The following is a 20,255-nucleotide window of genomic DNA, read 5'->3' as shown; positions in this document are numbered from 1 at the left end:
CCATGAGCGACAACGCACTCACCATCGACGGCGGCAAGCCCGCCCTCCCGGCCCCCGCTTCGGCGGCCCGCAACGGCCTCACCGGCATGGCTGCACTCAAAGCGCGCTTCACCGGCCTCATCCAGCAACCGGCGGTGGCCAAAAGCCTGCCGCTGCTCGGTATGCTCGGCGTCGTCGCGCTGGCGGGCCTTGCTTGGCTTGCGCTGCGCGAACCGCCCCAGCGCGACCTGTTCCGCGCCTTGCCCGACGCCGACAAATCGGCCGTCGCGCAAGTGCTGGAGCAGGCCGGCATCCCCTTCGGTTTCGATAAATCGGGTGGCATGACCGTAGGCGAGGATGATTATTTCAAGGCGAAGATGATGCTCGCCGCCCAGGGCCTGCCCAAAAGCGCGCCCGACGGCAACAGCATGATCGACAGTCTGCCGATGGGCGCCTCGCGCGCCGTGGAAGGCGAAAAGCTGCGCTCCGCCCGTGAAATGGACTTGGCCCGCACGATCGAGGCGATCGACAGCGTCGAAAGCGCCAAGGTCCACCTCGCCGTCGAACCGCCCAGCGTCTTCCTGCGCGACCGGGCCAAGCCATCCGCTTCCGTCATGCTGCGGCTGGCGCAGGGCCGCACGCTCACCAATGCGCAGGTCAGCGCGATCGTGCATCTCGTCGCCTCCTCCATTCCCGATCTCTCGCCCGACCAGATTTCGCTGGTGGACCAGAATGGCCGCCTGCTCAGCAATAATGACGGCGACGCCGCCGATGATCGCCAGCTCTCGATCCAGGGCCGGATCGAGGATCGCTATCGCCAGTCGGTGATCGCGCTGCTCACGCCGATCCTTGGCCAGGGCAATTTCTCCGCCGAAGTCCATGCCGAACTCAATTTCGCCGAGCGGCAGGCGACCCGCGAAACCTTCCCGCAGGACGAAGCGCGGCTGCGCGTCGAACAAGGCACCTGGGCATCCGACCCGCGCGGCCAGGGCGCAGGCGGCGAGGCGTCGGGCATCCCCGGTGCGCTGACCAATCAGGTGCCGGTCAACCCGACCGTCACCCAGACCAACCCCAATGGCCAGGCCGTGCAGCAGGGCGAAACCGCCGCGCAAACCCCCGGCACCCCGCCCAATCCGCTGATGAAGACGCAGGAAACCTTCAACCGCAGCTTTGAACTCGGCCGTGAAGTGTCCGTGACCAAGGACGCGATCGGCACCGTCAAGCGCCTGTCGGTCGCCGTGGCGCTCGACACCGGGGCGGATGGCAAGCCGCGCACCGCGCAGGAAATCGCCGCTTTGGAAGCACTGGTGAAGGGCGCGGTCGGTTTCGACCAGACACGCGGCGACGTGGTGGCGCTCTCCTCGCGCAGCTTCCTCAAGACGCCCGAAACCGTCATCCCCTGGTATGAATCCGACTGGATGAACCCGTTGGTGCGCAACGGCACCGCCCTGCTGGTCGCCTTGCTGCTGGTATTCGGCATCGGCCGCCCGCTGCTCAAGCGCCGCGCCGCCGCCCAGGCTGCCGCCACCGAACAGACCGCGCAAGAAGGCCAGCGCATCGGCCGGGAAATCTCGTCCGAACTCACCAAGCAGGTGGTCGAAGCGCCCGATCCTGAAAAGCCGGTCACGCTCGACATGATCTCCTCCACTTATGACTATGCCCAGCGCGCCGACCTCATTCGCAACTTCGTGAAGCAGGACCCCGACCGCGCCGCCCTGGTCGTCCGCGACCTCCTCAAGGAGGGGAAGAAGGAAAATGCCTGAGATCGTTCCCGGTCGTCCCGAAGCGCTCAAGGGCAGCGCCGCCGCCGCCGTCCTGCTGATGCTGTTCAACGAGGATGAAGCCGCGCAAATCCTCTCCCGGCTGGAACCGGAGGAAGTGCGCCAGCTCGGCTATGCCATGTATGACGTCGCCGATGTCGATCCCGAAGAGGTGAACGAGGCGCTCGACCATTTCGTCGCCAAGGCCAAGAAGCGCACCACCATCGGCTATGGCGCGACCCGCCATATTCGCGGCGCGATGACCAAGGCCTTGGGCGAGGAACGCGCCGAAACCATCCTCGCGCGCATCACCCCGCCGACCCGCTCCACCCAGCTTGAGATGCTCAAATGGATGGATGCCAAGGAAATCGCCGTGCTTATCGAGGCGGAGCATCCGCAGATCATGGCGATCGTGCTCGCCCATCTCGAAGCACCCGTCGCCGCTGACGTGCTGCAATTGCTGCCGTCCGAATATCAGGAGGAGATCGTCTATCGCATCGCCACCCTGGGGCCAGTGTCGAACGAAGCGCTGGAGGATCTGGAGCAATTGCTCCTGCGCGGCCCGGTCGGCAAGCAGGGCGCGGCGTCGCAGCGCGGCGGCACGGTCGAAGCGGCCGCGATCATGAACAATGTCCGCAAGGATAATGAGCAGCGGATCATGAAGGCCGTCGCCAAGCGCGACAAGATGATCGCCCAGACCATCGAGGAGGAGATGTTCGTCTTCGATAATCTGATCGACATGGACGACAAGAATTTGGGCGCACTGATGCGGACCATCGACAACACGGTTCTGGTCGTCGCGCTCAAGGGCGTGAACGACATGCTCAAGGGCAAGATTTTCGGCAGCATGTCCGCGAGAGCGGCCCAGGCAATCGCCGACGAGATCGAAGAGCGCGGCCCCATCCGCCTCGCCGAAGTTCTGGAAGCGCAGAAACTGATCATCGCCACCGCCCGCCGCATGGCGGATGCAGGCACCATCATGCTCGGTGGCAAGGGGAATGATTTTGTCTAGGATTTGGGGTGCCGAAGCAGCCCGTGATTTCGCGCCAGTCGCGGTTGCCGGTTTCGTACAAAGCGAGAGCAGCGGTTTTCGCAGCCTCTACACCGCCCATCCCGGCGCGCAGACCGCGACGATCCGCGCTGCCATGGCGGACGCTGAACCCGTGGTCGATCTGGTCGAAGAAGCGCGGATGGAAGCCTTCACACTCGGCTTCGACGAAGGCTGCCGCATCACCGCCGAAGCCCATGGTGCCGACACGGAAATCCGCGAACGGCTGGCGGAATCGCTGGCGTCGCTGGCGCCCGCGCCCAGCGGCATGCTGTCCACCATGCTCTCCGCCACCGTCGTCCGCCTGGTCGAACAGATTGTGGGCGAAGTCGAGATCGACATCGAACGCCTCGTGCAGCGCTGCGACACCGTCGCTGCCTTCATCGAAGATAATGACGAAAAGGGCGCGCTTCACCTGCACCCCGACGACATTGTTATGCTGGAAGGCGAACAGATCGGCGTGAAGCTGGTGCCCGACAAGGCTATGCAGCGCGGCTGCGTCCGGCTGGAAACTGCCGAAGGCTGGGTCGAGGATGGCCCCGACGTGCGCCTTTCGCGCCTGCGCGCGCTGCTCGACGATATGGAGGGCAGGCCTTGATTCGCGCCTCGCTGGCCCAGGCCGAAAGTCTGTTCGACCATTTGCAGGTGCAGAATCGCGCCCCGCGCCATGTCGGCCGTCTGGTCAGCCATGACGCGGGGATGCTCGAAGTCACCGGCTTTCGCCGCCCGATCGGCGCAGGCGCGCGGGTGATCGCCAGCGACGGCACGATCGCGCGCGCCGAAGTCGCGGGCTTTCGCGGCGGCCGCACCCTGCTGGTGCCGCTCGACAGCGACGCACCGCTCGAAAATGGCGCACGGGTCGAACCCGATAGCCAGGCCAATATGGTGCAGGTCGGCGAAGGGCTGATCGGCCGCGTCGTCGATGCCATGGGCCAGCCGCTCGACCGCAAGGGACCGATCATCGCTGGCGGCGTCTGGCCGCTCAACGGCGTCAAGGGCAACGTCCTCGATCGCGGCCGCGTCACCGAACCCTTCGACCTTGGCGTCCGCGCCGTCAACGCGCTGCTCACCGCCGGGCGCGGCCAGCGTATCGCCATCATCGCCGGGTCTGGCGTCGGTAAGTCGGTCCTGATGGGCCAGATGATCGCCGGGGCCGAAGCCGATATCGTCGTCGTCGGCCTGATCGGCGAGCGCGGCCGCGAAGTCAGCGACTTCCTCGAAACCAAGCTCAAACATACGATGCACAAGAGCATCGTCGTCGCCGTGCCCGCCGATCATCCCCCGGTGCTGCGCCTGCGCGCCGCCGCGCGCGCGACCGCCATCGCCGAATATTTCCGCGCCCGTGGCAAGAAGGTGCTGCTGCTGATCGACAGCCTCACCCGCTGCGCCCATGCCCAGCGCGAAATCGGCCTGGCGCTTGGCGAACCGCCCGCGATGAAGGGCTATCCGCCCTCGGCCCTCGCGCTCATCCCGCGCCTGGTCGAAAGGGCCGGGGTGGACGCCCGCACTGGCGGCTCGATCACCGCGCTCTATACAGTGCTGGCCGATGGCGATGATACGGACGACCCGATCGTTGACGCGGCCCGCGCCATCGTGGACGGCCATTTCGTCCTGTCGCGCCACCTGTCCGAACAATCCATCTTCCCGGCCATCGACGTCGGCAAATCCCTCTCGCGCGTCATGGCCGACGTGGTGCCTGACGATCATCGCATGGCCGCCGCCAATTATCGTCGGCTCTGGGCCGCTTATGAAGAAAATCGCGATCTCATCCTGATGGGCGCCTATCGCCCCGGCAATGATCCGGTGATTGATGAAGCGGTCCAGCGCCGTCAGGAAATTCTCGACTTCATCCGGCAGGATCAGAAAAGCCGCATCGACCTCGACACCAGCGCCGACGCGCTGATCGCCGGGTTCGGCGCATGAAGGGCCTGGTATCCCGCCGCCATCGCGTCCTGCGCGTGCGCCACGTCCAACATGCCATGGCCGTCGCGGAGACAGCGCGTGCGCGCGACGAAGCCGATGGGCTGGCTCGCAATATCGAGCGGCTCAACAAGGTCCGCTACGAACTGTTCGAAACCCAAGGGGCCGCCACCGGCGCATCCTTCGCCGCTATGCAGGAACTCGCCACCCGGCTGGAGCAGGCGGGGCGCCAACTCGACGGCGCGCTCTACGACGCGCGGCGCAAGGTGGAGAGCAAGGAAGGCGTGACGCTCGCCGCCAACCGCGAAAAGGAAATCGCCACCCGCCTCAAGGACCGCGCCCGCGCGACCCTTGAAGAATGGCGCGAAAACAAGCTGGCGGCCTTGCCGCGTTATCGCCGCATGCAGCGGACAGGGGATGCCTGACATGACGATGCTCGCCTCTATCAAGGCCTTGCTCTTCCCGACACCCGCCGGTGGGACAGGGAAGGGTGCAGGCATCGCCCCGACGCCGGGCCTCCCCGATTTCGCGCAACTGCTCGACGCGGCGACCACCCCGCCGAGCGCGACGGCTTTGACCCCGGACGCCGTGACCCTGGCACCGAACGCGATGGCGACTTTGCCAAACGCGATGCCTCCGGCCCCCGACGCCGAGATGTCTGCGCCTGCTGCCGCCTTTGCGGTAACGCCCGTCCAACAGCGTGAAAGCGGGCAGGGCGACCTCACGGCCGACCCGACCCAACCCGTCCCGGCACGCTCGGATGCGCCTGCCATGGCGGCGACCTTGGCCACCACCCCCACGCAGCCGCCGCGTGTCGCTTCGGCCGACGGGGCGACGGACACCCCGATCCTCAGGACGCAGGATGTGCCCGAAGCACCAGAGCCTGTCGCCATGCCCGCGCGTCCACTTCCGACTCCGACCCCGGAAACGGGCGAGAGTCGCGCGCCCATCCCGCAGGAAACGGACAGTCAACCCGTTACCCCAACCCCGCTGGCCCAGCCGGTCCCCGCGTCCGACAAAGCCGCGACCGCTGCGCCTGCAAAAGCATCCGCCACCGCGGTTCGCGCGCCGATGGCGGATAGCGAAACGGACAGCGAAATGGACATAGAGTCGGACGCTGTGACCGGGCCTGAAAAAGCCGAACCTTTGTCCGCTTCGCTGTCCGTTTCCGCGCAGGCCGAACCGTCGCAGGACGCGACAATGTCGGTCCAGCCGTCCCCTCAAGCCCCGATCCGATCAACCGATCCCGATGTCGAGCCGGTCAATCGAGCCGCTGCCGCCCAGCCGACGAGCGCCGCGCCGTTGGCCGACGCCAGTCCCGATCGCCTGCTGTCCGAAGAAACCGTGCCTGACCAACTCGCCGACCCGTTGCCGCTACCCGACCCGGCCGTCGCAGCGACCGGCATGGCCATACCGCCCGCCATTCCGGTGCCAGCGCCGCCTATCGTCGCCGACGCTTTGCCTGCAGAAGCCAAGGCCTCGCCGCCGCCAGCTACGCCGGGTTCAATGACCGCCGTTCGCGATCTCAGCCTGGCCCCGGCCGCCAGCCCCGTTGAGAGCATCGCGACCACTGACGTTGCCGCCGCCCCGCTACCGACACTCACCCTCGACGCCCCGCCACCTGCGCATGCGCCCGTCAGGGCTGAGGCGGTGTCGCTCCTGCAACTGGTGCGCGATCACATGACTGGTCGCGCGGCCTCTTCGCAGCCGACAGAGGCCGTGCCGCGCCCGGATGTCGATAGGGACGCCGTAGCCCCGCTCCTGGCCACGCCCCGCAGCGACATGGTGGCCGCGCCAACCGCGCTCCCGTTCGCCGCCCAGCCTGCGGCGCTCGTCCCGCTCCAACCCACGGCTCCGGTTGTTGACCTGTCCGCCAGCCTTGGCGCGCAAGTGGTGGATATGGGCGTATCGGGCCAATGGATCGACAGTCTTGCCCGCGACATTGCAGGCCTGTCCGCCAATGGCGCACAGGGCCGGTTTCAGATCAATGCCGACACGCTCGGCCCGATCCAGGTCGATATCCGGCAGGGCGACAAGGGTGCAACCGTCGCCCTGACTGTCGCCACCGACCTTGCCGAACAGGCGCTGCGCCAGGATGGCGACCGCCTGCGCCTCGACGCTGGGCTGGCCGCCGTGAAAATCAGCGAGGTGAGGATAGAACGTGCGCCTGCCGACGCCGCCACCCGACCCGATCCGTCAGGACAGAATGCGTCTGGCCAACCGCACCAGCAGCAGGCCGGGCAACCCGCCTTTCAGGGCCAGGGTCGCTGGCAGGGTCGCGAAAATATCGCGTCATCACATAAAGGCGCGGACGAGGCAGCCGTTCTTAACCATGCGGATGCGGGAGACAACTCTCGCAATGCCGTTCGCGCGCGCTACGCATGATCGGCCTTAAGCCTGGGGGACAGGAAGAATGAGCGACGAACCGAAGGCCAAGAAGAAAAAAGGCGGGGGCATGAAGATGATCCTGCTGGTCGTTATAGCCATGCTGATCGGCGGCGCTGGTGCGGCGGGCGGCCTTTACGCCGCAGGTTTCTTCAATCCCAAGGCCGACGGGCCAAAGGAAGATCCCAACAAGCCGATATTGGTGCTGGCTGGCGAAAGCGCCGAAGATGTCGCCAAGGCGCATGCCGCGCCCCATGGTTCCGCCTCCGCCGCGCACGGCGGCGCGCATGGCAAGGGCGTGGACCTGCCCGCGCCGGACAATCCCACCGCCTATCAGGCGACCTATTTTCAGTTGCAGACGCCCTTCACGTCCAACATGACGGACACTGACGCCTTTGCCCAGATTTCGCTGGCGGTATCGACCTATTATGACCTGCGGGTGATCGACGCGATCAAGACGCATGAGATGGCGATCCGCAGCCAGGTGCTGATGATGCTCGCGCAACAGCCCGAAGAGATGTTGGCGACTCCCAAGGGCAAGCAAGCCCTCCAGGCGAAGATCAAGGTGATAATTAACGATATTTTGAAGCAAAAAACGGGTTATGGCGGCGTCGATAACGTTTATTTTACCAATTTCGTTATTCAATAGCACTGTCCAGAAGGCCGGGAAGTCCCCCGGCCCGCAGGGCAGGGGACAAAGATGGACGACGTTCAAACCTACGCTTTCGGGCGGGGGGATTCACAGGCACCGGTGATGCTGTCGGGGCTGGACCGGCTGGGCGACAAGCTCGCCCGGCGCATGCGCACGCTCATCGAACCGATATCGGGCACGCGCCCCCATGTCGCCGCGCACGAGACGCAATTGATGGACATGGGCGCCTGGTCGGCCGCCATGCCCGCCTTTGCCAGCCTGTCCGTCTATCGCCTGCTCCCGCTCAAGGGCCAGGTGCTGCTGCATATGCACGCCGCCATGATCTCGACGCTGGTCGATTGCTTCTATGGCGGCCTTGGCAACCGGCCCTTGCCCTCGCGCGGCGAGTTCACACCCACCGAAGACCGGCTGATCGTCCGCCTGGCTGACGCTATCATCGCGCGCGTCGTCGAAACCTGGAACGACGTGCTGCCGCTCGATGCCAGCCTCGTCATGCGCGAAGCCGGCGTCGGCTTCACCGCCAGCGCCCAGCCCGGCGACCAGATGGTCGTCCAGCGCTTCACCGTCAGCCTGACCCGCGAGCAGGAATGGCCGATCGACCTCGTCTTTCCGCTGTCCGCCTTGCGCGCCGTCGAAGCGCTGATGGGGTCGAAGCTGCCCACCGATGCCGAACAATGCGATCCCGTCTGGCAGGGGCGCATCGCCCGGCGGATGCGCGACATCCGCCTGCCCGCGCGCACCGTGTTGGCCCGGCCGCATCTTTCCGTCTCCGACCTCATGGAATTGAAGGTCGGCGATGTCATTCCCGTCACGATCGGCCGCTCGCTGCCGCTGATCGTGGGCAACCGCATCGTCGCCCATGGCAGCATCGGCGAACAGGATGGCCGCGCCGCCTTCCAGATTGAAAAACTCGTACAAGGACCCGACCAATGAGCGACATGAGCGAAGCCCCCCGGATGGAGCGCGCCGAAGATCCCGTCAGCCGGATGACGAACAATCGTCATTTCAAGCTGCTGGCCGACATTCCGGTCCGCATGTCGGTGGAGGTCGGATCGACCTCGCTGCGGCTCGCCGAGGTCATGGACCTGGCCGAAGGCAGCATCGTGGAACTGGATCGCCAGGCCGACGATCTGCTCGACATCATGGTCAATGGCGCGCTGATCGCCAAGGGCGAGGTGGTGACGGTCAATGGCCGCTATGGCATCCGCATCGTCGACATTGCGGCGACCGAAACCCGGCTTGCAGGCATCGAACGGCGCGGCTGATCGCACCGCATTGATTTTGCGCTTGCCTTGCGGATCGAAACTGCGGATCGCTTGGGTCCATTAACCATGAAGCGCGGGCGGCTCCATCATGTTCTGGTATTTTGTTAAACTGCTGATCCTCCTGCCGCTGGTCGGCGGCATGGCCTTTGGCGCATTGTGGCTGTGGCGCAAATATCAGCCCGGTATGATGGGCCAGCAGGGCGACCGTTCGCTCAAGTTGCTCGAAGCCCTGCCGATGGGCGCGTTCGGCAAGCTCGCCGTGGTCGAGTTTGAGGGCAAGAAGATCCTGCTGTCGGTTACCCGCGGCCGGATCGAGAAGATCGCGGAAGGCGACCATGCGCGCCTGCGCTAACCCCTTATCCGTCACCCCCGCGCGGGCGGGGATACATCTCCCGACCTCGCGCCAAGGGGCAGCTGTTCGGAGATGGATTCTCGCCGTCTTGGGAATGACGATGTTGCTGGTCCTGCTATGGGCCGCGCCCGCCTTTGCCCAGGCGGCGCCTGCCGCCCCCGCGGACAATGGCGGCGCGCTGGGCCGGGCCATGGGGCAGATTTCGGGCGACGGCCGCTCACTGTCGCTATCCCTGCAAATCCTGATCCTCATGAGCCTGCTGACGGTCCTGCCGTCGCTTGTGCTGATGATGACCAGCTTCACCCGTATCATCATCGTCCTGTCGCTGCTAAGGCAGGCGCTTGGCCTGCAACAGACGCCGCCAAATCAGGTGCTGGTGGGCCTCGCCCTCTTCCTGTCGCTGTTCGTGATGCGCCCGGCGATCGACCAGATTAACGGCCTCGCCTTCGATCCCTATGGCAAGGGCCAGATCACGATCGAGGAAGCGGTCGGCCGGTCGGGCAAGGTGCTGCACGGTTTCATGACCAAGCAGACCCGCGAAAGCGACCTCAAATTGTTCGCCAACCTCGCCGAAGCCCCCGCCTTCCGCACGCCCGACGATATTCCCTTCACCATCCTGCTCCCCGCCTTCGTCACCAGCGAACTCAAGACGGCCTTTCAGATCGGTTTCATGATCTTCCTGCCCTTCCTCATCATCGACCTTGTCGTCGCCTCCACGCTGATGGCGCTGGGCATGATGATGCTGTCCCCCACCATCATCTCCATGCCATTCAAGCTGCTGCTGTTCGTGCTGGTCGACGGCTGGGCGCTGACGATGGGCAGCCTGGCGGGATCGTTCGCGACATGACCATGGATCGCCTCCTGATTCCGTTCGGTTCGAGCGAAGTCGAGAACCGTTCGCGCAATCGCTTCTCGACACGCTCGAAGCGAACGGGGTGGGGTATCTAGGCCCGATGGACAACGCCGATTTCTTCATGGGCCTCGCCCAACAGGCGCTGTGGATCACCGCGCTGGCGGCCGCGCCTATCCTGCTGCCCGCACTGATTGCAGGCCTGATCATCGGCATGGTGCAGGCCGCGACCTCGGTCAATGAACAGACGTTGAGCTTCATCCCCAAAATCCTTGTGGTCGGGGCTATGCTTGCCTTGTTCGGCGGTTCGATCATGGTGCTGATCGCCGATTTCACCCGCGAGATATTCGATCGCATACCGGACCTGCTGCAATGATAGCCCCCGGCTTTGCGGGGGTGGAGGCGCAGCTATGGGTCTGGCTGGTCGCCATGATCCGGCCCGGCGCGGCCTTCATCGCCGCACCCGTCTTCGGCGCGCCCGCCGTCCCGCTCCAGCTTCGCCTGATCCTCGCGCTTGCGCTCGGCCTTGCCGCGCTCAACAGCGTAACCATCACCCTGCCGCAGGATGGTGTCGCCAGTTTCGAAGGCGTGATGATGGTGGCGGGCGAGGTGATGGCCGGCCTCGCGATCGGCTTTGCGGTCCAGATCGGCTATGCCGCCGCCTTCGTCGCGGGGGAAGCAATCGGCAATGCCATGGGCCTCAACTTCGCCGCGATGGTCGATCCCTCGTCGGGCCAGTCGACCCAGGTGCTTGGCACCTTCCTCTCCATCCTCGCCACCTTCCTGCTGCTCGGCATGGACGGGCATCTGCTGCTCGCCAGCTTCGTGGTGCAAAGCTATGAAGCGATCCCGCCGGGCGCGGCGATGCTGTCCAACGATACCATCTGGCGGCTGATCGAATTTGGCGGCGCGTTGCTGGGCGCGGGTGTCACCGTCGCCCTGCCGGTCGCCTTTGCGCTGGTACTGGTGCAGATCGTCATGGGCATGCTGGCGCGCGCCGCGCCGTCGCTCAATCTGTTCGCCGTGGGTATGCCTGTCGCGATGATGGCGGGCCTCGTCCTCCTGGCAATGGCCGTGCCGATCATGGCCGAAGGCATGACCGCCTCGATCAAGGCCGGACTTGAGCAGGCCCGCATGATCGCGGAGGGGCAATAGCCATGGCGGGCGGCAATGATAGCGGTGAAAAGACCGAGAAACCAACCCAGAAGAAGCTAAATGATGCCGCCAAGAAGGGCGACATTCTCCAGTCGCGCGAACTGGGCACGGCGATGGTCGTCATGGCGGGCATCGGCTGGCTCGCGGTCACCGGGCCAACCTTGATCGAATCATTGTCCGATATGCTGGTCGAAGCGCTGCGCTTCCGACGCGAGGATATTGCCGACTTCTCCCCGGCGGAGCGGGGGGTCGAATTGCTTACAGGCATTGCCCTGCCGGTCGGTGGTGTGATGCTGGCGACCTTCCTGGCGGCGATTGCTGCGCCAGCGCTGCTGGGGTCGCTTGGCTTCCGCCCCGGCGCCTTCGCGCCCAAGGCGTCGAAGATGAACCCCGCGTCGGGTCTCAAGCGCATGTTCGGTATGCAGGGGCTGATCGAACTGATGAAGTCCATCGCCAAGATCGGCCTGCTCGGCGCGATCGGCATCTGGATGATCTGGGAGCGGCTGACCGAAATTACCGGGCTGGGCAAAATGGGTATCGGTCCGGCCATCGCGGACCTTGGCAATATGTTCATCCTCACCTGCCTGGTCATGGCGGGCGGCCTGTTCCTGATCGCCGGAATCGATGTTCCGGCGCAGATCATGCAGCGGGCCAAACGGCTCGGCATGTCGAAGCAGGATGTGAAGGACGAACATAAGGAGAGTGAAGGCTCGCCCGAACTCAAGGGCCAGATCCGTCGCCGCCAGTTCGAAGTGCTGAACGGATCGACCCGTCAGGCAGTGGCCGAAGCCAGCGTCATCATCACCAACCCGACCCATTTCGCGGTCGCGCTGCGCTACAAGCCAGGCGTCGATGCCGCGCCGGTCGTGGTGGCGCGCGGCAATGATGCGATCGCCGCCGCCATCCGCGACCTGGCGGAACAAAATGGCGTCACCGTGCTGCAATATCCCGATCTCGCCCGCGCCATCTACTTCACGTCGCGCGCCGGTCAGGTCGTCAATGAAGGCCTCTACATGGCGGTCGCCACCGTCCTCGCCTTCGTCTTCCGCGTCGAAAACAGGATGGCGACCGAAATGGATCGCCCCTTCATCACCGTGCCCGACGACCTGCGATTCAATACCGAGGGGCGTCGGACGTGACGAAGGCGTAATGGTGAATTAAAGTTTAGCCGCGCTCGTCCGTATTCTCTTCATGGGGACGCATTAGGATATGCGTCATGAGCGACTATTTTACCCGTATCGAGTTGCCGCCGGTCGACAGGACCGCGCCACGGGCAATAGCGCCTGTGCAGGCTGTTCAGTCGATTGAGACGGGCCGCTCCGCCCCTTCGCCAGACCGCGAAGCCCGAACGCCGGACCCGCAAATCGACCTCGTGAGCGTTGATGAGGATGTTGCCGGTGCTGCCGAATATGTCGCGATCCATGCTCGCATCGCCGACATATTGGCGGATCTCGACAGCGGCGCTTCGGTGGATGGGGCCGCTCGATCCATCGACGCCATGCTTGCTCGGCCGATCATCCTGGTGCCGCTACCCCCCGCCAGCAAGGAGGCGATCGAGCATGTTGCCGTGATTGCTCGCCGCATGGTCGAGCGCGCTGCCTACAGCCATGCCGCGCAGGCCCATGTCCCGCGCGGCGTCGTCGATCAGATCGTCGCCTCGCCCAACTGATTCCGCATCCCGCAAATCATTCCTAAAGGTCTTCGCACTAGCGCCGTTCTCTCCTCTGAAAGGACGACGCAATGGCATCGGTCAGCAGCAGCATTACCACGGCGCTCGGCGTCGGATCGGGTATCGACACCAAGGCGCTGGTGACCAGCCTGGTAGCGGCCACGCGCGATCCCAAGCAGAGCGTTATCACCAACCGGCAGAGCCTGAACAGTTCGCGCATCTCGGCGCTGGCCTCGGCTTCCAGTTCGCTCGATACTTTCGCGAATGCGCTGAACAGCCTGTTGGCGGGCACGGGCTATTCCGGAACGCCGGCATCCAATGATCCCAGCATCGCGACGGTCGGCTTGCTGCCGGGTGGCGTGCCCCAGGGTTTGCCAGCGCAGTTGGAGGTCCGGCAACTCGCGTCGGCGCGGACGCTCGCATCAACCCCTGTTGCGGGGGCAACGGCCGCTTCGGCTGTTGGGCAGGGCGAAATGACCCTGACCGTGGGCGGTCAGAGCGCAACGATCAACATCACCGCCGCCAATAACAGCTATTCCGGTCTGGCCGCCGCCATCAATGCGTCGGGCCTGGGCGTCACCGCCTCCGTCATTACCGATACTCAGGGCACGCGGCTGGTCATGAAGGGCGCAACTGGCGCAGCCAACGATTTCTCGCTCACTTCGGTCAGCGGCCCGGATCTGGCGCAATTCGCCTGGGATGGCGCAGACAGCGCGACCATGGCGTCGATGGCGACACCCAAGGATGCCATCATCAGCCTGGACGGGGTAGAGCAGCATTATGCGAGCAACACCATAGATACGGCGATTGCCCATTTGCGCATAGACCTGAACAAGGCGGCACCGGGCACGCTGGTCACGCTGGCTTCGACCGAGCCGACGACCACCATGCGCGATCTGATGGTCGAGTTCGTCGATGCCTATAATACGCTGATGAAGGGCCTTAATACCGCGAGTTCATCAGGTGCTGATGTGTCAACATCAGGGGTGTTGAACGGCGAAGCGGCGATCCGTGACATGAAGCGGCAGCTATCGCAGATGACATCTTCGGCGCTGAGTAGCAGCGGCACCTATCGCACTTTGTCGGATATCGGCGTCGCGACGAATCGCGACGGCACGCTCAAGCTGGACACGGAAAAGCTCGATAAGGCCATTGCGGCAAATCCGGCGGCCATTACGCAGATGCTCAACCCCGCCGTGGCGAGCGCGAGCAATCCGGGGCTTGCCGGTTTGATGGACGCCACGCGCGATCGGATTCAGCTCAAGGACGGCGCGCTGGCGCAAGCCCGCAACAAATATGAAGCTTTGGCCAAAACGCTGAGCGAGCAACTCGAAAAGCTCGACACACAAATGACCAATTACGAGGCGCAACTCACTACCGTCTATTCCAAGATGGAAACGCGCCTGACGGCGCTCAAGGCTACGCAAAGCTATCTCGAACAGCAGATCGAGATCTGGAACAACAGCGGTAAATAACAGGGACGAACGGGACCATGTTCTACAATCAGGGTTATGCAGGGGCGAGCGCCGCGCGTCGTTATGCGGCGGTGCATTCGGGCGGCCGGACCGAGGGGGCAACGCCGCATGCGTTGGTCAAGATCCTGTTCGACGAGCTGCTGCTGGCGCTCGAAGCCGCCGCGCTTGCCGAACGGCAGGCGGACCGCATGCAGGTGTCGGACAAGCAGGCCCGCGCCATGTCGATCATCTTCGCGCTCGAATCGAGCCTGGATCATGACAAGGGCGGCGACGTCGCGCTGGGCCTGGCGCAAATCTATCGCGAAGCGCGCCGCCTGTTGCTGGTCGGGGCCAAGGGGCGGGCGGCGGAACCGGTCGATCAGGCCCGCGCCATGATCGCGGAGATTGCCGACGCCTGGAACCAGATCGGCTAAGGCCAGCGCGATCGGACTGGCCCGGTTGCGGGGTTGCACCCCTACCAAGCCGCCTGTATAGGCGATGCTCGCAGAGGGCGGCCCGGCGGGGTCGCCTTTTTGCGTTATATCTCCTGCGCCCAGGACGCGCAGCATCAAGCCAGAAAGGGAAGGCTCATGTCGATTACGCCGCTCATGCCCGTTTACCCCCGGTGCGATGTCCGTCCGGTGCGAGGCGAAGGCTGCTATCTGATCGGCGAACGCGGCGAACGCTATCTCGATTTCGCCAGCGGCATCGCGGTCAACCTGCTCGGCCATGGCCACCCCAAGCTGGTCAAGACGATCGCTGATCAGGCCGCGACGCTGATGCATGTGTCGAACCTCTACGGCATGCCGCTGGGGGAGAAGCTGGCGCAGAAGCTGGTCGACAATACATTTGCCGACACCGTTTTCTTCACTAATTCGGGTGCTGAGGCGGTCGAGTGCGCGATCAAGACCGCGCGCCGCTATCACTACGCCAATGGCAACGCCCATCGCCATAACATCATCAGCTTCGACAATGCCTTTCACGGGCGCACGCTGGGGACGATTTCGGCCACCAGCCAGCCCAAGATGCGCGACGGCTTCGAACCCCTGCTGCCCGGCTTTACCGTCGTGCCGTTCAACGATCTCGATGCGGCGCTGGCGCAGGTCGACGATAATACCGCCGGTTTCCTGCTGGAGCCGGTGCAGGGCGAAGGTGGCGTGACGCCCGCGACCAAGTCGTTTCTGGTCGGCCTGCGCAAGGCGTGCGACGAACATGGCCTGTTGCTGATCCTGGATGAAGTCCAGTGCGGCTATGCCCGCACCGGCACCTTCTTCGCGCATGAACAGTTTGGCATCACCCCTGACATCATGGCGGTCGCCAAGGGCATTGGCGCGGGCTTCCCGCTGGGCGCCTGCCTCGCCACCGAGGAAGCAGCCAAGGGCATGGTGTTCGGCACCCATGGCACCACCTATGGCGGCAATCCGCTCGCCATGGCGGTGGGCCTGACCGTGATCGAAGAAGTGCTGGCTGACGGTTTCCTGGACCATGTCACCGCGATGGGCGCGCGCCTGCGCGCCGCGCTGGAGCAACTCATCCCCAATCATGACGACATGTTCGAGGATGTGCGCGGCATGGGGCTGATGCTGGGCGTGAAGCTCAAGGACAGCCATGACGCCCGCAGCTTCGTGGGGCATCTGCGCGACCATCATGGCCTGCTGACCGTGTCGGCCGGGCAGAATGTGCTGCGCATCCTGCCGCCCCTCGTCATCGAGGAAAGCCACATCGCCGAAGCCATCGAGAAAATCTCCGCCGGTGCGCGGACCTTTGTCGAAGCCAAGGCGGCCTAAGACTGACCTCCGTTCGCCCTGAGCTTGTCGAAGGGCTGCACTTGTCTTTTAAGAAAGTGCAGGGCTTCGACAGGCTCAGCCCGAACGGCTGATGGGTAGTTAATATGACCAAGCATTTTCTGAATCTCTCCGACGCAGGCGGCGATGCCATTGCCGCGATGATCGCCGACGCCATCGACCGGAAGGCCGCGCGGGCGTCCTGGCCCAAGGGGCGCGTCGATGCCGATGCGCTACTGGCCGGTCACACGCTGGCGATGATCTTCGAGAAGAATTCGACCCGCACCCGCGTCTCGTTCGACATGGCGATCCGCCAGCTGGGCGGCACCTCGCTGATCCTCGATTCGGCCACGACGCAGTTGGGCCGTGGTGAAACGATTGCCGATACGGCGCGTGTCCTGTCGCGCATGTGCGACGCCATCATGATCCGCACCGACGATCATGCCAAGATCGAGGAAATGGCCCATCACGCGAGCGTTCCCGTCATCAACGGCCTGACCGACCTGTCGCACCCCTGCCAGATCGTCGCTGACCTGCTCACAGTGGTCGAACATGGTGTGGCCTTGCCTGGCAGCCAATGGGCGTGGCTGGGCGATGGCAACAACGTGCTGCACTCGATCATCGAAGCGGCGGGGCTGCTCAAGTTCGACGTGCGCGTTGCCGTGCCGGAAGGCTATGAGCCTGATGCTTCCTTTGCGGCCGCGGCGCAGGCACAGGGCGCGCGCATCAGCCTGACCCGCAATGCGGCAGAGGCGGTCGCCGGCGCGGACATCGTCGTCACCGACACCTGGATTTCGATGGGACAGGCCCATGCCGAGGAAAAGCTGGCCGCGATGATGCCCTATCAGGTGACACCCGCGCTGATGGCGAGCGCGAAGCCGCAAGCCAAGTTCCTCCACTGCCTGCCCGCCCATCGCGGCGAGGAAGTGACCGCCGACGTGATCGACGGCCCGCAATCGCTGATCTGGGACGAGGCGGAAAACCGCATTCATGCCCAGAAGTCGGTGCTGCTCTGGGCCTTGGGGCATCTTGGTTGAGTTTGCGGGCGGACTTCCTATCTAGGCGGCTCGCCCGCATCGTCCGATGCGGCCTAAGCCCCGCGCCATCGCCTGCGGGATCACCGGAGCCTTGATGTGACTATCGCCCCCCATGTCGACCATGCCATCGGCTTTACCATAGCCTCGCGCCATGCGCGCGGGCGTCTCGTGCGGCTTGGTCCGGTGCTGGATGAGGTGTTGGCCGCCCATGCCTATCCCCCGGCGATCGAGCGGCTGCTGGCGTCGGCGCTGGTGTTGGCGGCGCTGCTTGGCGCGACGCTCAAGCAGGCCGATGGGCAACTGACGATGCAGGCGCAGACCGAACATGGCGTCGTCCGCCTGCTGGTCGCCGACTATAAGAATGGCGATTTGCGCGGCTATGCAAAGTTCGATGCCGACCGGCTCGCCGAACTTGGTCCTGACCCGACCTTGTTCGGCCTGTTCGGAAAGGGCTATCTCGCCATCACCTTCGACCAGTCCGTCACTGGCGAACGCTATCAGGGCATCGTGCCGCTGGACGGCGAATCGCTGGGCGCGGCGGCCGAACATTATTTCTTCCAGTCCGAACAAATCCCCAGTGTGATCCGCATCGCTACCCGGCACGAACCGGGCGAAGGCTGCTACGCCGCCGGATTATTGCTCCAGCATCTGCCCGAAGGCGAAGTCGGCCGCGAACGGCTGCACGTCCGCCATGATCACCCCGAATGGGAGCATGTGCAGGCGCTCGCGGTGACGCTCAAGGAAGAGGAATTGACCGACACGTCGCTGCCCTTGAGCGATATCGTCTGGCGGCTGTTCCATGAGGAAGAGGAAGTGCGCGCGACCGACCCCACCCCGCTGGTCAAGGGGTGCCGCTGCGACCTGTCGCATATCCGCGACGTGATCGGCCGCTTTTCGCCCGATGACCGGGCCGAAATGGCCGACGAGCAGGGCATCATCGGCGTTGATTGCGCCTTTTGTTCGCGGCTCTTCCCGCTCAGGGTCGATAGCTTCGCCTGACGGCATATCGTTACGGTAACGATATTTGTAATTTGGGCAGGGTGGCCGGTTCGCGCTATCAAAATGCCGCAATTCCACGGCATTCTTCGCACGAACTTGCGCCGTGCTTGTGACGTGCGGCGTTTAGATGGGATCATGGATCATGGGACAGGCGGTTTTGCGCTCGCTCGCAGCAGCGGTGGCGATGACAGCGGCGGGCTGGGCCGGGGCGGCGGATACGCCCAAACTCTTGGCGCTTCAGTCACTGGAGCCGGGTGAATGGGAATTGCGCGGTCGCGGCGATGGGGCGGAAACGCGCAAGTTGTGCGTTTCAGACCCGCGTCAGCTATTACAGATCCGCCATGCGGGTACCTCATGCCGCAGCTTCGTTGTCAGTGATGATTCGCATGCGGCCGTTGTCACCTATGATTGCGCGGCGGCCGGTAATGGCCGGACTGATCTGCGCGTTGAAACCGCACGGCTGGTCCAGATCAACGCCCAAGGGGTTGCCGATGGCGCCCCTTTCGTCTTCATCGCAGAGGGACGCCGCATCGGTGCCTGTCGCTAAGCGCAGCGCCATGCTTGCGCTGCCGCGATCGGGGCAGTAGCGCGGGACCATGGTTGCCAATCAGGGAAAATTCGCCGTCGTCCTGCTTTCGGGCGGACTGGATTCGATGGTCGCGGGCGCATTAGCGCGCGAGGCGGGCCATCGTTTGCTCGCTTTGTCGATTGATTATAACCAGCGGCATCGCGTGGAATTGCAGGCGGCCGCGCGTGTCGCGAAATCCCTGAACGCGATGCGCCACATCGTGCTGCCGCTCGACCTGACTGCATTCGGCGGGTCGGCGCTGACGGCTGATATCGCGGTGCCCAAGGGTGGTGTGGGTGCCGACATCCCCATCACCTATGTCCCGGCGCGCAACACCATCTTCCTGTCCCTCACGCTGGGACTGGCCGAAGTCGCTGGTGCCAGCGACATCTTTATCGGCGTCAACGCGCTGGATTATTCGGGTTATCCCGATTGTCGCCCCGAATTTATCGACGCTTTTCAGACGATGGCGGCGCTTGCGACCAAGGCGGGGGTTGAAGGTCACCCGATCCGCATTCAGACACCGCTGCAATATATGAGCAAGGCCGATATCGTTCGCGAAGCCGACAGGCTTGGGCTGGACACCGGAATCAGTTGGTCCTGCTATGATCCGACGCCCGATGGCAGGCATTGCGGCCTGTGCGACAGTTGCCGGTTGCGATCAAAAGGGTATCAGGAAGCGGGCCTTCCCGATCCCACCCTCTACGCGGCGCGGCCCTGAAAGCGCGCACGATGAGCTATGCGGTCAAGGAAATGTTCCTGACACTCCAGGGCGAAGGGGTGCAGGCAGGGCGGCGTGCCGTATTTCTGCGCTTTGCTGGTTGCAATTTATGGAGCGGCCGCGAGCAGGACCGGGCGAGCGCAGTCTGCCGCTTTTGCGATACGGATTTCGTCGGGACGGATGGCGATGGGGGTGGGAAGTTCGCTGATGCCGATGCGCTGGCGGATGCTGCGTTGGCCTTATGGGGCAGGGCGGCGGATCACTATATCGTCCTGACCGGCGGCGAGCCGATGTTGCAGGTGGACGACGCCCTGGTCGATGCGCTCCACGCACGCGGTTTCACGATCGCGATAGAGAGCAACGGCACCTTGCCCGTCCACCCTTCTATCGACTGGGTCTGCATCAGCCCCAAAGCGGGAAGCGATGTGGTGCAGACGTCAGGCGATGAGTTGAAACTCGTCTGGCCGCAACCGGGCGGTGGGCATAGCCTCGCCGATGTTGCGGCTATGGAGCATTGGGCCTTCGCCCATCATCTGCTCCAGCCGCTTGATGATCCCCATGCGCAGGACAATGCCCGCGCCGCCATCGCGCTGGTCATGGACCGGCCGCGCTGGCGCTTGACGGTGCAGGCCCATAAATATCTGGGCCTGCGCTGAA

The 20,255-nt window shown here is 64.4% G+C and carries 23 protein-coding genes; all 23 read left to right on the top strand.

Annotated elements, in window-relative coordinates:
* The first annotated feature begins 2 nt into the window (after window positions 1-2).
* Window positions 3-1,742, top strand: coding sequence for a flagellar basal-body MS-ring/collar protein FliF (fliF, locus tag J2W40_RS07300; RefSeq protein WP_310223153.1), 1,740 nt, complete (start codon window positions 3-5; stop codon window positions 1,740-1,742).
* Entirely contained in the window at window positions 1,735-2,751 is a 1,017-nt protein-coding gene (gene fliG / locus J2W40_RS07295) for a flagellar motor switch protein FliG (RefSeq protein WP_310223152.1), read from the top strand. Before fliF ends, fliG begins: the two co-directional genes overlap by 8 nt.
* A complete protein-coding gene (locus tag J2W40_RS07290; RefSeq protein WP_310223150.1) occupies window positions 2,738-3,385 on the top strand; it encodes a FliH/SctL family protein in 648 nt (215 codons plus the stop codon). The genes fliG and J2W40_RS07290 overlap by 14 nt, the downstream gene beginning before the upstream one ends.
* Window positions 3,382-4,710 carry a FliI/YscN family ATPase gene (locus tag J2W40_RS07285; protein WP_310223148.1) on the top strand — a complete coding sequence of 443 codons (1,329 nt, stop codon included), beginning with the start codon at window positions 3,382-3,384 and terminating at the stop codon, window positions 4,708-4,710. Before J2W40_RS07290 ends, J2W40_RS07285 begins: the two co-directional genes overlap by 4 nt.
* On the top strand, window positions 4,707-5,132 hold the full coding sequence (locus tag J2W40_RS07280; protein WP_310223146.1) for a hypothetical protein: 426 nt from the start codon (window positions 4,707-4,709) through the stop codon (window positions 5,130-5,132). Before J2W40_RS07285 ends, J2W40_RS07280 begins: the two co-directional genes overlap by 4 nt.
* A 1-nt stretch (window position 5,133) precedes the next feature.
* Complete coding sequence (locus tag J2W40_RS07275; protein ID WP_310223144.1) at window positions 5,134-7,092, top strand: hypothetical protein; 1,959 nt, start codon at window positions 5,134-5,136, stop codon at window positions 7,090-7,092.
* Between the two features lie 28 nt (window positions 7,093-7,120).
* Window positions 7,121-7,741: a flagellar basal body-associated FliL family protein gene (locus tag J2W40_RS07270; RefSeq protein ID WP_310223142.1), complete on the top strand. Its 621-nt coding sequence runs from the start codon at window positions 7,121-7,123 to the stop codon at window positions 7,739-7,741.
* A 51-nt stretch (window positions 7,742-7,792) separates the two neighbouring features.
* The gene (locus tag J2W40_RS07265; RefSeq protein ID WP_310223140.1) at window positions 7,793-8,677 is read left to right on the top strand and encodes a flagellar motor switch protein FliM; all 885 of its coding nucleotides are present in this window, start codon (window positions 7,793-7,795) and stop codon (window positions 8,675-8,677) included.
* Entirely contained in the window at window positions 8,674-9,009 is a 336-nt protein-coding gene (gene fliN, locus J2W40_RS07260; RefSeq protein WP_037476210.1) for a flagellar motor switch protein FliN, read from the top strand. The genes J2W40_RS07265 and fliN overlap by 4 nt, the downstream gene beginning before the upstream one ends.
* Window positions 9,010-9,097: 88 nt before the next feature.
* Window positions 9,098-9,361: a FliO/MopB family protein gene (locus J2W40_RS07255; RefSeq protein ID WP_037476212.1), complete on the top strand. Its 264-nt coding sequence runs from the start codon at window positions 9,098-9,100 to the stop codon at window positions 9,359-9,361.
* Window positions 9,362-9,455: 94 nt separating this feature from the next.
* A complete protein-coding gene (fliP, locus tag J2W40_RS07250) occupies window positions 9,456-10,208 on the top strand; it encodes a flagellar type III secretion system pore protein FliP (protein ID WP_310223137.1) in 753 nt (250 codons plus the stop codon).
* Between the two features lie 106 nt (window positions 10,209-10,314).
* Window positions 10,315-10,587, top strand: a complete 273-nt coding sequence (gene fliQ, locus J2W40_RS07245) for a flagellar biosynthesis protein FliQ (RefSeq protein ID WP_310223135.1) — start codon at window positions 10,315-10,317, stop codon at window positions 10,585-10,587.
* Window positions 10,584-11,366 carry a flagellar biosynthetic protein FliR gene (gene fliR / locus J2W40_RS07240; protein WP_310223133.1) on the top strand — a complete coding sequence of 261 codons (783 nt, stop codon included), beginning with the start codon at window positions 10,584-10,586 and terminating at the stop codon, window positions 11,364-11,366. The genes fliQ and fliR overlap by 4 nt, the downstream gene beginning before the upstream one ends.
* 2 nt (window positions 11,367-11,368) lie before the next feature.
* Window positions 11,369-12,505, top strand: coding sequence for a flagellar type III secretion system protein FlhB (gene flhB / locus J2W40_RS07235; protein WP_310223131.1), 1,137 nt, complete (start codon window positions 11,369-11,371; stop codon window positions 12,503-12,505).
* Between the two features lie 77 nt (window positions 12,506-12,582).
* A complete protein-coding gene (locus J2W40_RS07230; RefSeq protein WP_310223129.1) occupies window positions 12,583-13,035 on the top strand; it encodes a hypothetical protein in 453 nt (150 codons plus the stop codon).
* A gap of 71 nt (window positions 13,036-13,106) precedes the next feature.
* A complete protein-coding gene (gene fliD / locus J2W40_RS07225; protein ID WP_310223127.1) occupies window positions 13,107-14,510 on the top strand; it encodes a flagellar filament capping protein FliD in 1,404 nt (467 codons plus the stop codon).
* Window positions 14,511-14,527: 17 nt separating this feature from the next.
* Complete coding sequence (locus tag J2W40_RS07220) at window positions 14,528-14,923, top strand: flagellar export chaperone FliS (protein ID WP_310223125.1); 396 nt, start codon at window positions 14,528-14,530, stop codon at window positions 14,921-14,923.
* Window positions 14,924-15,079: 156 nt separating this feature from the next.
* Complete coding sequence (locus tag J2W40_RS07215) at window positions 15,080-16,276, top strand: aspartate aminotransferase family protein (RefSeq protein WP_310223123.1); 1,197 nt, start codon at window positions 15,080-15,082, stop codon at window positions 16,274-16,276.
* A 104-nt stretch (window positions 16,277-16,380) separates the two neighbouring features.
* A complete protein-coding gene (argF, locus tag J2W40_RS07210) occupies window positions 16,381-17,310 on the top strand; it encodes an ornithine carbamoyltransferase (RefSeq protein WP_310223121.1) in 930 nt (309 codons plus the stop codon).
* Window positions 17,311-17,406: 96 nt separating this feature from the next.
* Window positions 17,407-18,309: an Hsp33 family molecular chaperone HslO gene (gene hslO, locus J2W40_RS07205; RefSeq protein ID WP_310223119.1), complete on the top strand. Its 903-nt coding sequence runs from the start codon at window positions 17,407-17,409 to the stop codon at window positions 18,307-18,309.
* Between the two features lie 142 nt (window positions 18,310-18,451).
* Entirely contained in the window at window positions 18,452-18,856 is a 405-nt protein-coding gene (locus J2W40_RS07200; RefSeq protein ID WP_310223117.1) for a DUF3617 domain-containing protein, read from the top strand.
* Between the two features lie 49 nt (window positions 18,857-18,905).
* A complete protein-coding gene (queC, locus tag J2W40_RS07195; RefSeq protein ID WP_310223115.1) occupies window positions 18,906-19,598 on the top strand; it encodes a 7-cyano-7-deazaguanine synthase QueC in 693 nt (230 codons plus the stop codon).
* Window positions 19,599-19,609: 11 nt separating this feature from the next.
* Window positions 19,610-20,254, top strand: a complete 645-nt coding sequence (queE, locus tag J2W40_RS07190) for a 7-carboxy-7-deazaguanine synthase (RefSeq protein ID WP_310223114.1) — start codon at window positions 19,610-19,612, stop codon at window positions 20,252-20,254.
* Window position 20,255 lies beyond the last annotated feature (1 nt).

It is taken from the genome of Sphingobium xenophagum, assembly GCF_031457465.1.
GTDB lineage: Bacteria > Pseudomonadota > Alphaproteobacteria > Sphingomonadales > Sphingomonadaceae > Sphingobium > Sphingobium xenophagum_A.
Note: the sequence above shows the minus strand (reverse complement) of the source record. Positions and strands in the feature narration are given on the sequence as shown.

Coding starts and splice junctions, on each gene's coding strand:
- fliF (WP_310223153.1), top strand. CDS start 3: ATGAGCGACAACGCACTCACCATCGACGGCGGCAAGCCCGCCCTCCCG.
- fliG (WP_310223152.1), top strand. CDS start 1,735: ATGCCTGAGATCGTTCCCGGTCGTCCCGAAGCGCTCAAGGGCAGCGCC.
- J2W40_RS07290 (WP_310223150.1), top strand. CDS start 2,738: ATGATTTTGTCTAGGATTTGGGGTGCCGAAGCAGCCCGTGATTTCGCG.
- J2W40_RS07280 (WP_310223146.1), top strand. CDS start 4,707: ATGAAGGGCCTGGTATCCCGCCGCCATCGCGTCCTGCGCGTGCGCCAC.
- J2W40_RS07275 (WP_310223144.1), top strand. CDS start 5,134: ATGACGATGCTCGCCTCTATCAAGGCCTTGCTCTTCCCGACACCCGCC.
- J2W40_RS07270 (WP_310223142.1), top strand. CDS start 7,121: ATGAGCGACGAACCGAAGGCCAAGAAGAAAAAAGGCGGGGGCATGAAG.
- J2W40_RS07265 (WP_310223140.1), top strand. CDS start 7,793: ATGGACGACGTTCAAACCTACGCTTTCGGGCGGGGGGATTCACAGGCA.
- fliN (WP_037476210.1), top strand. CDS start 8,674: ATGAGCGACATGAGCGAAGCCCCCCGGATGGAGCGCGCCGAAGATCCC.
- J2W40_RS07255 (WP_037476212.1), top strand. CDS start 9,098: ATGTTCTGGTATTTTGTTAAACTGCTGATCCTCCTGCCGCTGGTCGGC.
- fliP (WP_310223137.1), top strand. CDS start 9,456: ATGACGATGTTGCTGGTCCTGCTATGGGCCGCGCCCGCCTTTGCCCAG.
- fliQ (WP_310223135.1), top strand. CDS start 10,315: ATGGACAACGCCGATTTCTTCATGGGCCTCGCCCAACAGGCGCTGTGG.
- fliR (WP_310223133.1), top strand. CDS start 10,584: ATGATAGCCCCCGGCTTTGCGGGGGTGGAGGCGCAGCTATGGGTCTGG.
- flhB (WP_310223131.1), top strand. CDS start 11,369: ATGGCGGGCGGCAATGATAGCGGTGAAAAGACCGAGAAACCAACCCAG.
- J2W40_RS07230 (WP_310223129.1), top strand. CDS start 12,583: ATGAGCGACTATTTTACCCGTATCGAGTTGCCGCCGGTCGACAGGACC.
- fliD (WP_310223127.1), top strand. CDS start 13,107: ATGGCATCGGTCAGCAGCAGCATTACCACGGCGCTCGGCGTCGGATCG.
- J2W40_RS07220 (WP_310223125.1), top strand. CDS start 14,528: ATGTTCTACAATCAGGGTTATGCAGGGGCGAGCGCCGCGCGTCGTTAT.
- J2W40_RS07215 (WP_310223123.1), top strand. CDS start 15,080: ATGTCGATTACGCCGCTCATGCCCGTTTACCCCCGGTGCGATGTCCGT.
- argF (WP_310223121.1), top strand. CDS start 16,381: ATGACCAAGCATTTTCTGAATCTCTCCGACGCAGGCGGCGATGCCATT.
- J2W40_RS07200 (WP_310223117.1), top strand. CDS start 18,452: ATGGGACAGGCGGTTTTGCGCTCGCTCGCAGCAGCGGTGGCGATGACA.
- queC (WP_310223115.1), top strand. CDS start 18,906: ATGGTTGCCAATCAGGGAAAATTCGCCGTCGTCCTGCTTTCGGGCGGA.
- queE (WP_310223114.1), top strand. CDS start 19,610: ATGAGCTATGCGGTCAAGGAAATGTTCCTGACACTCCAGGGCGAAGGG.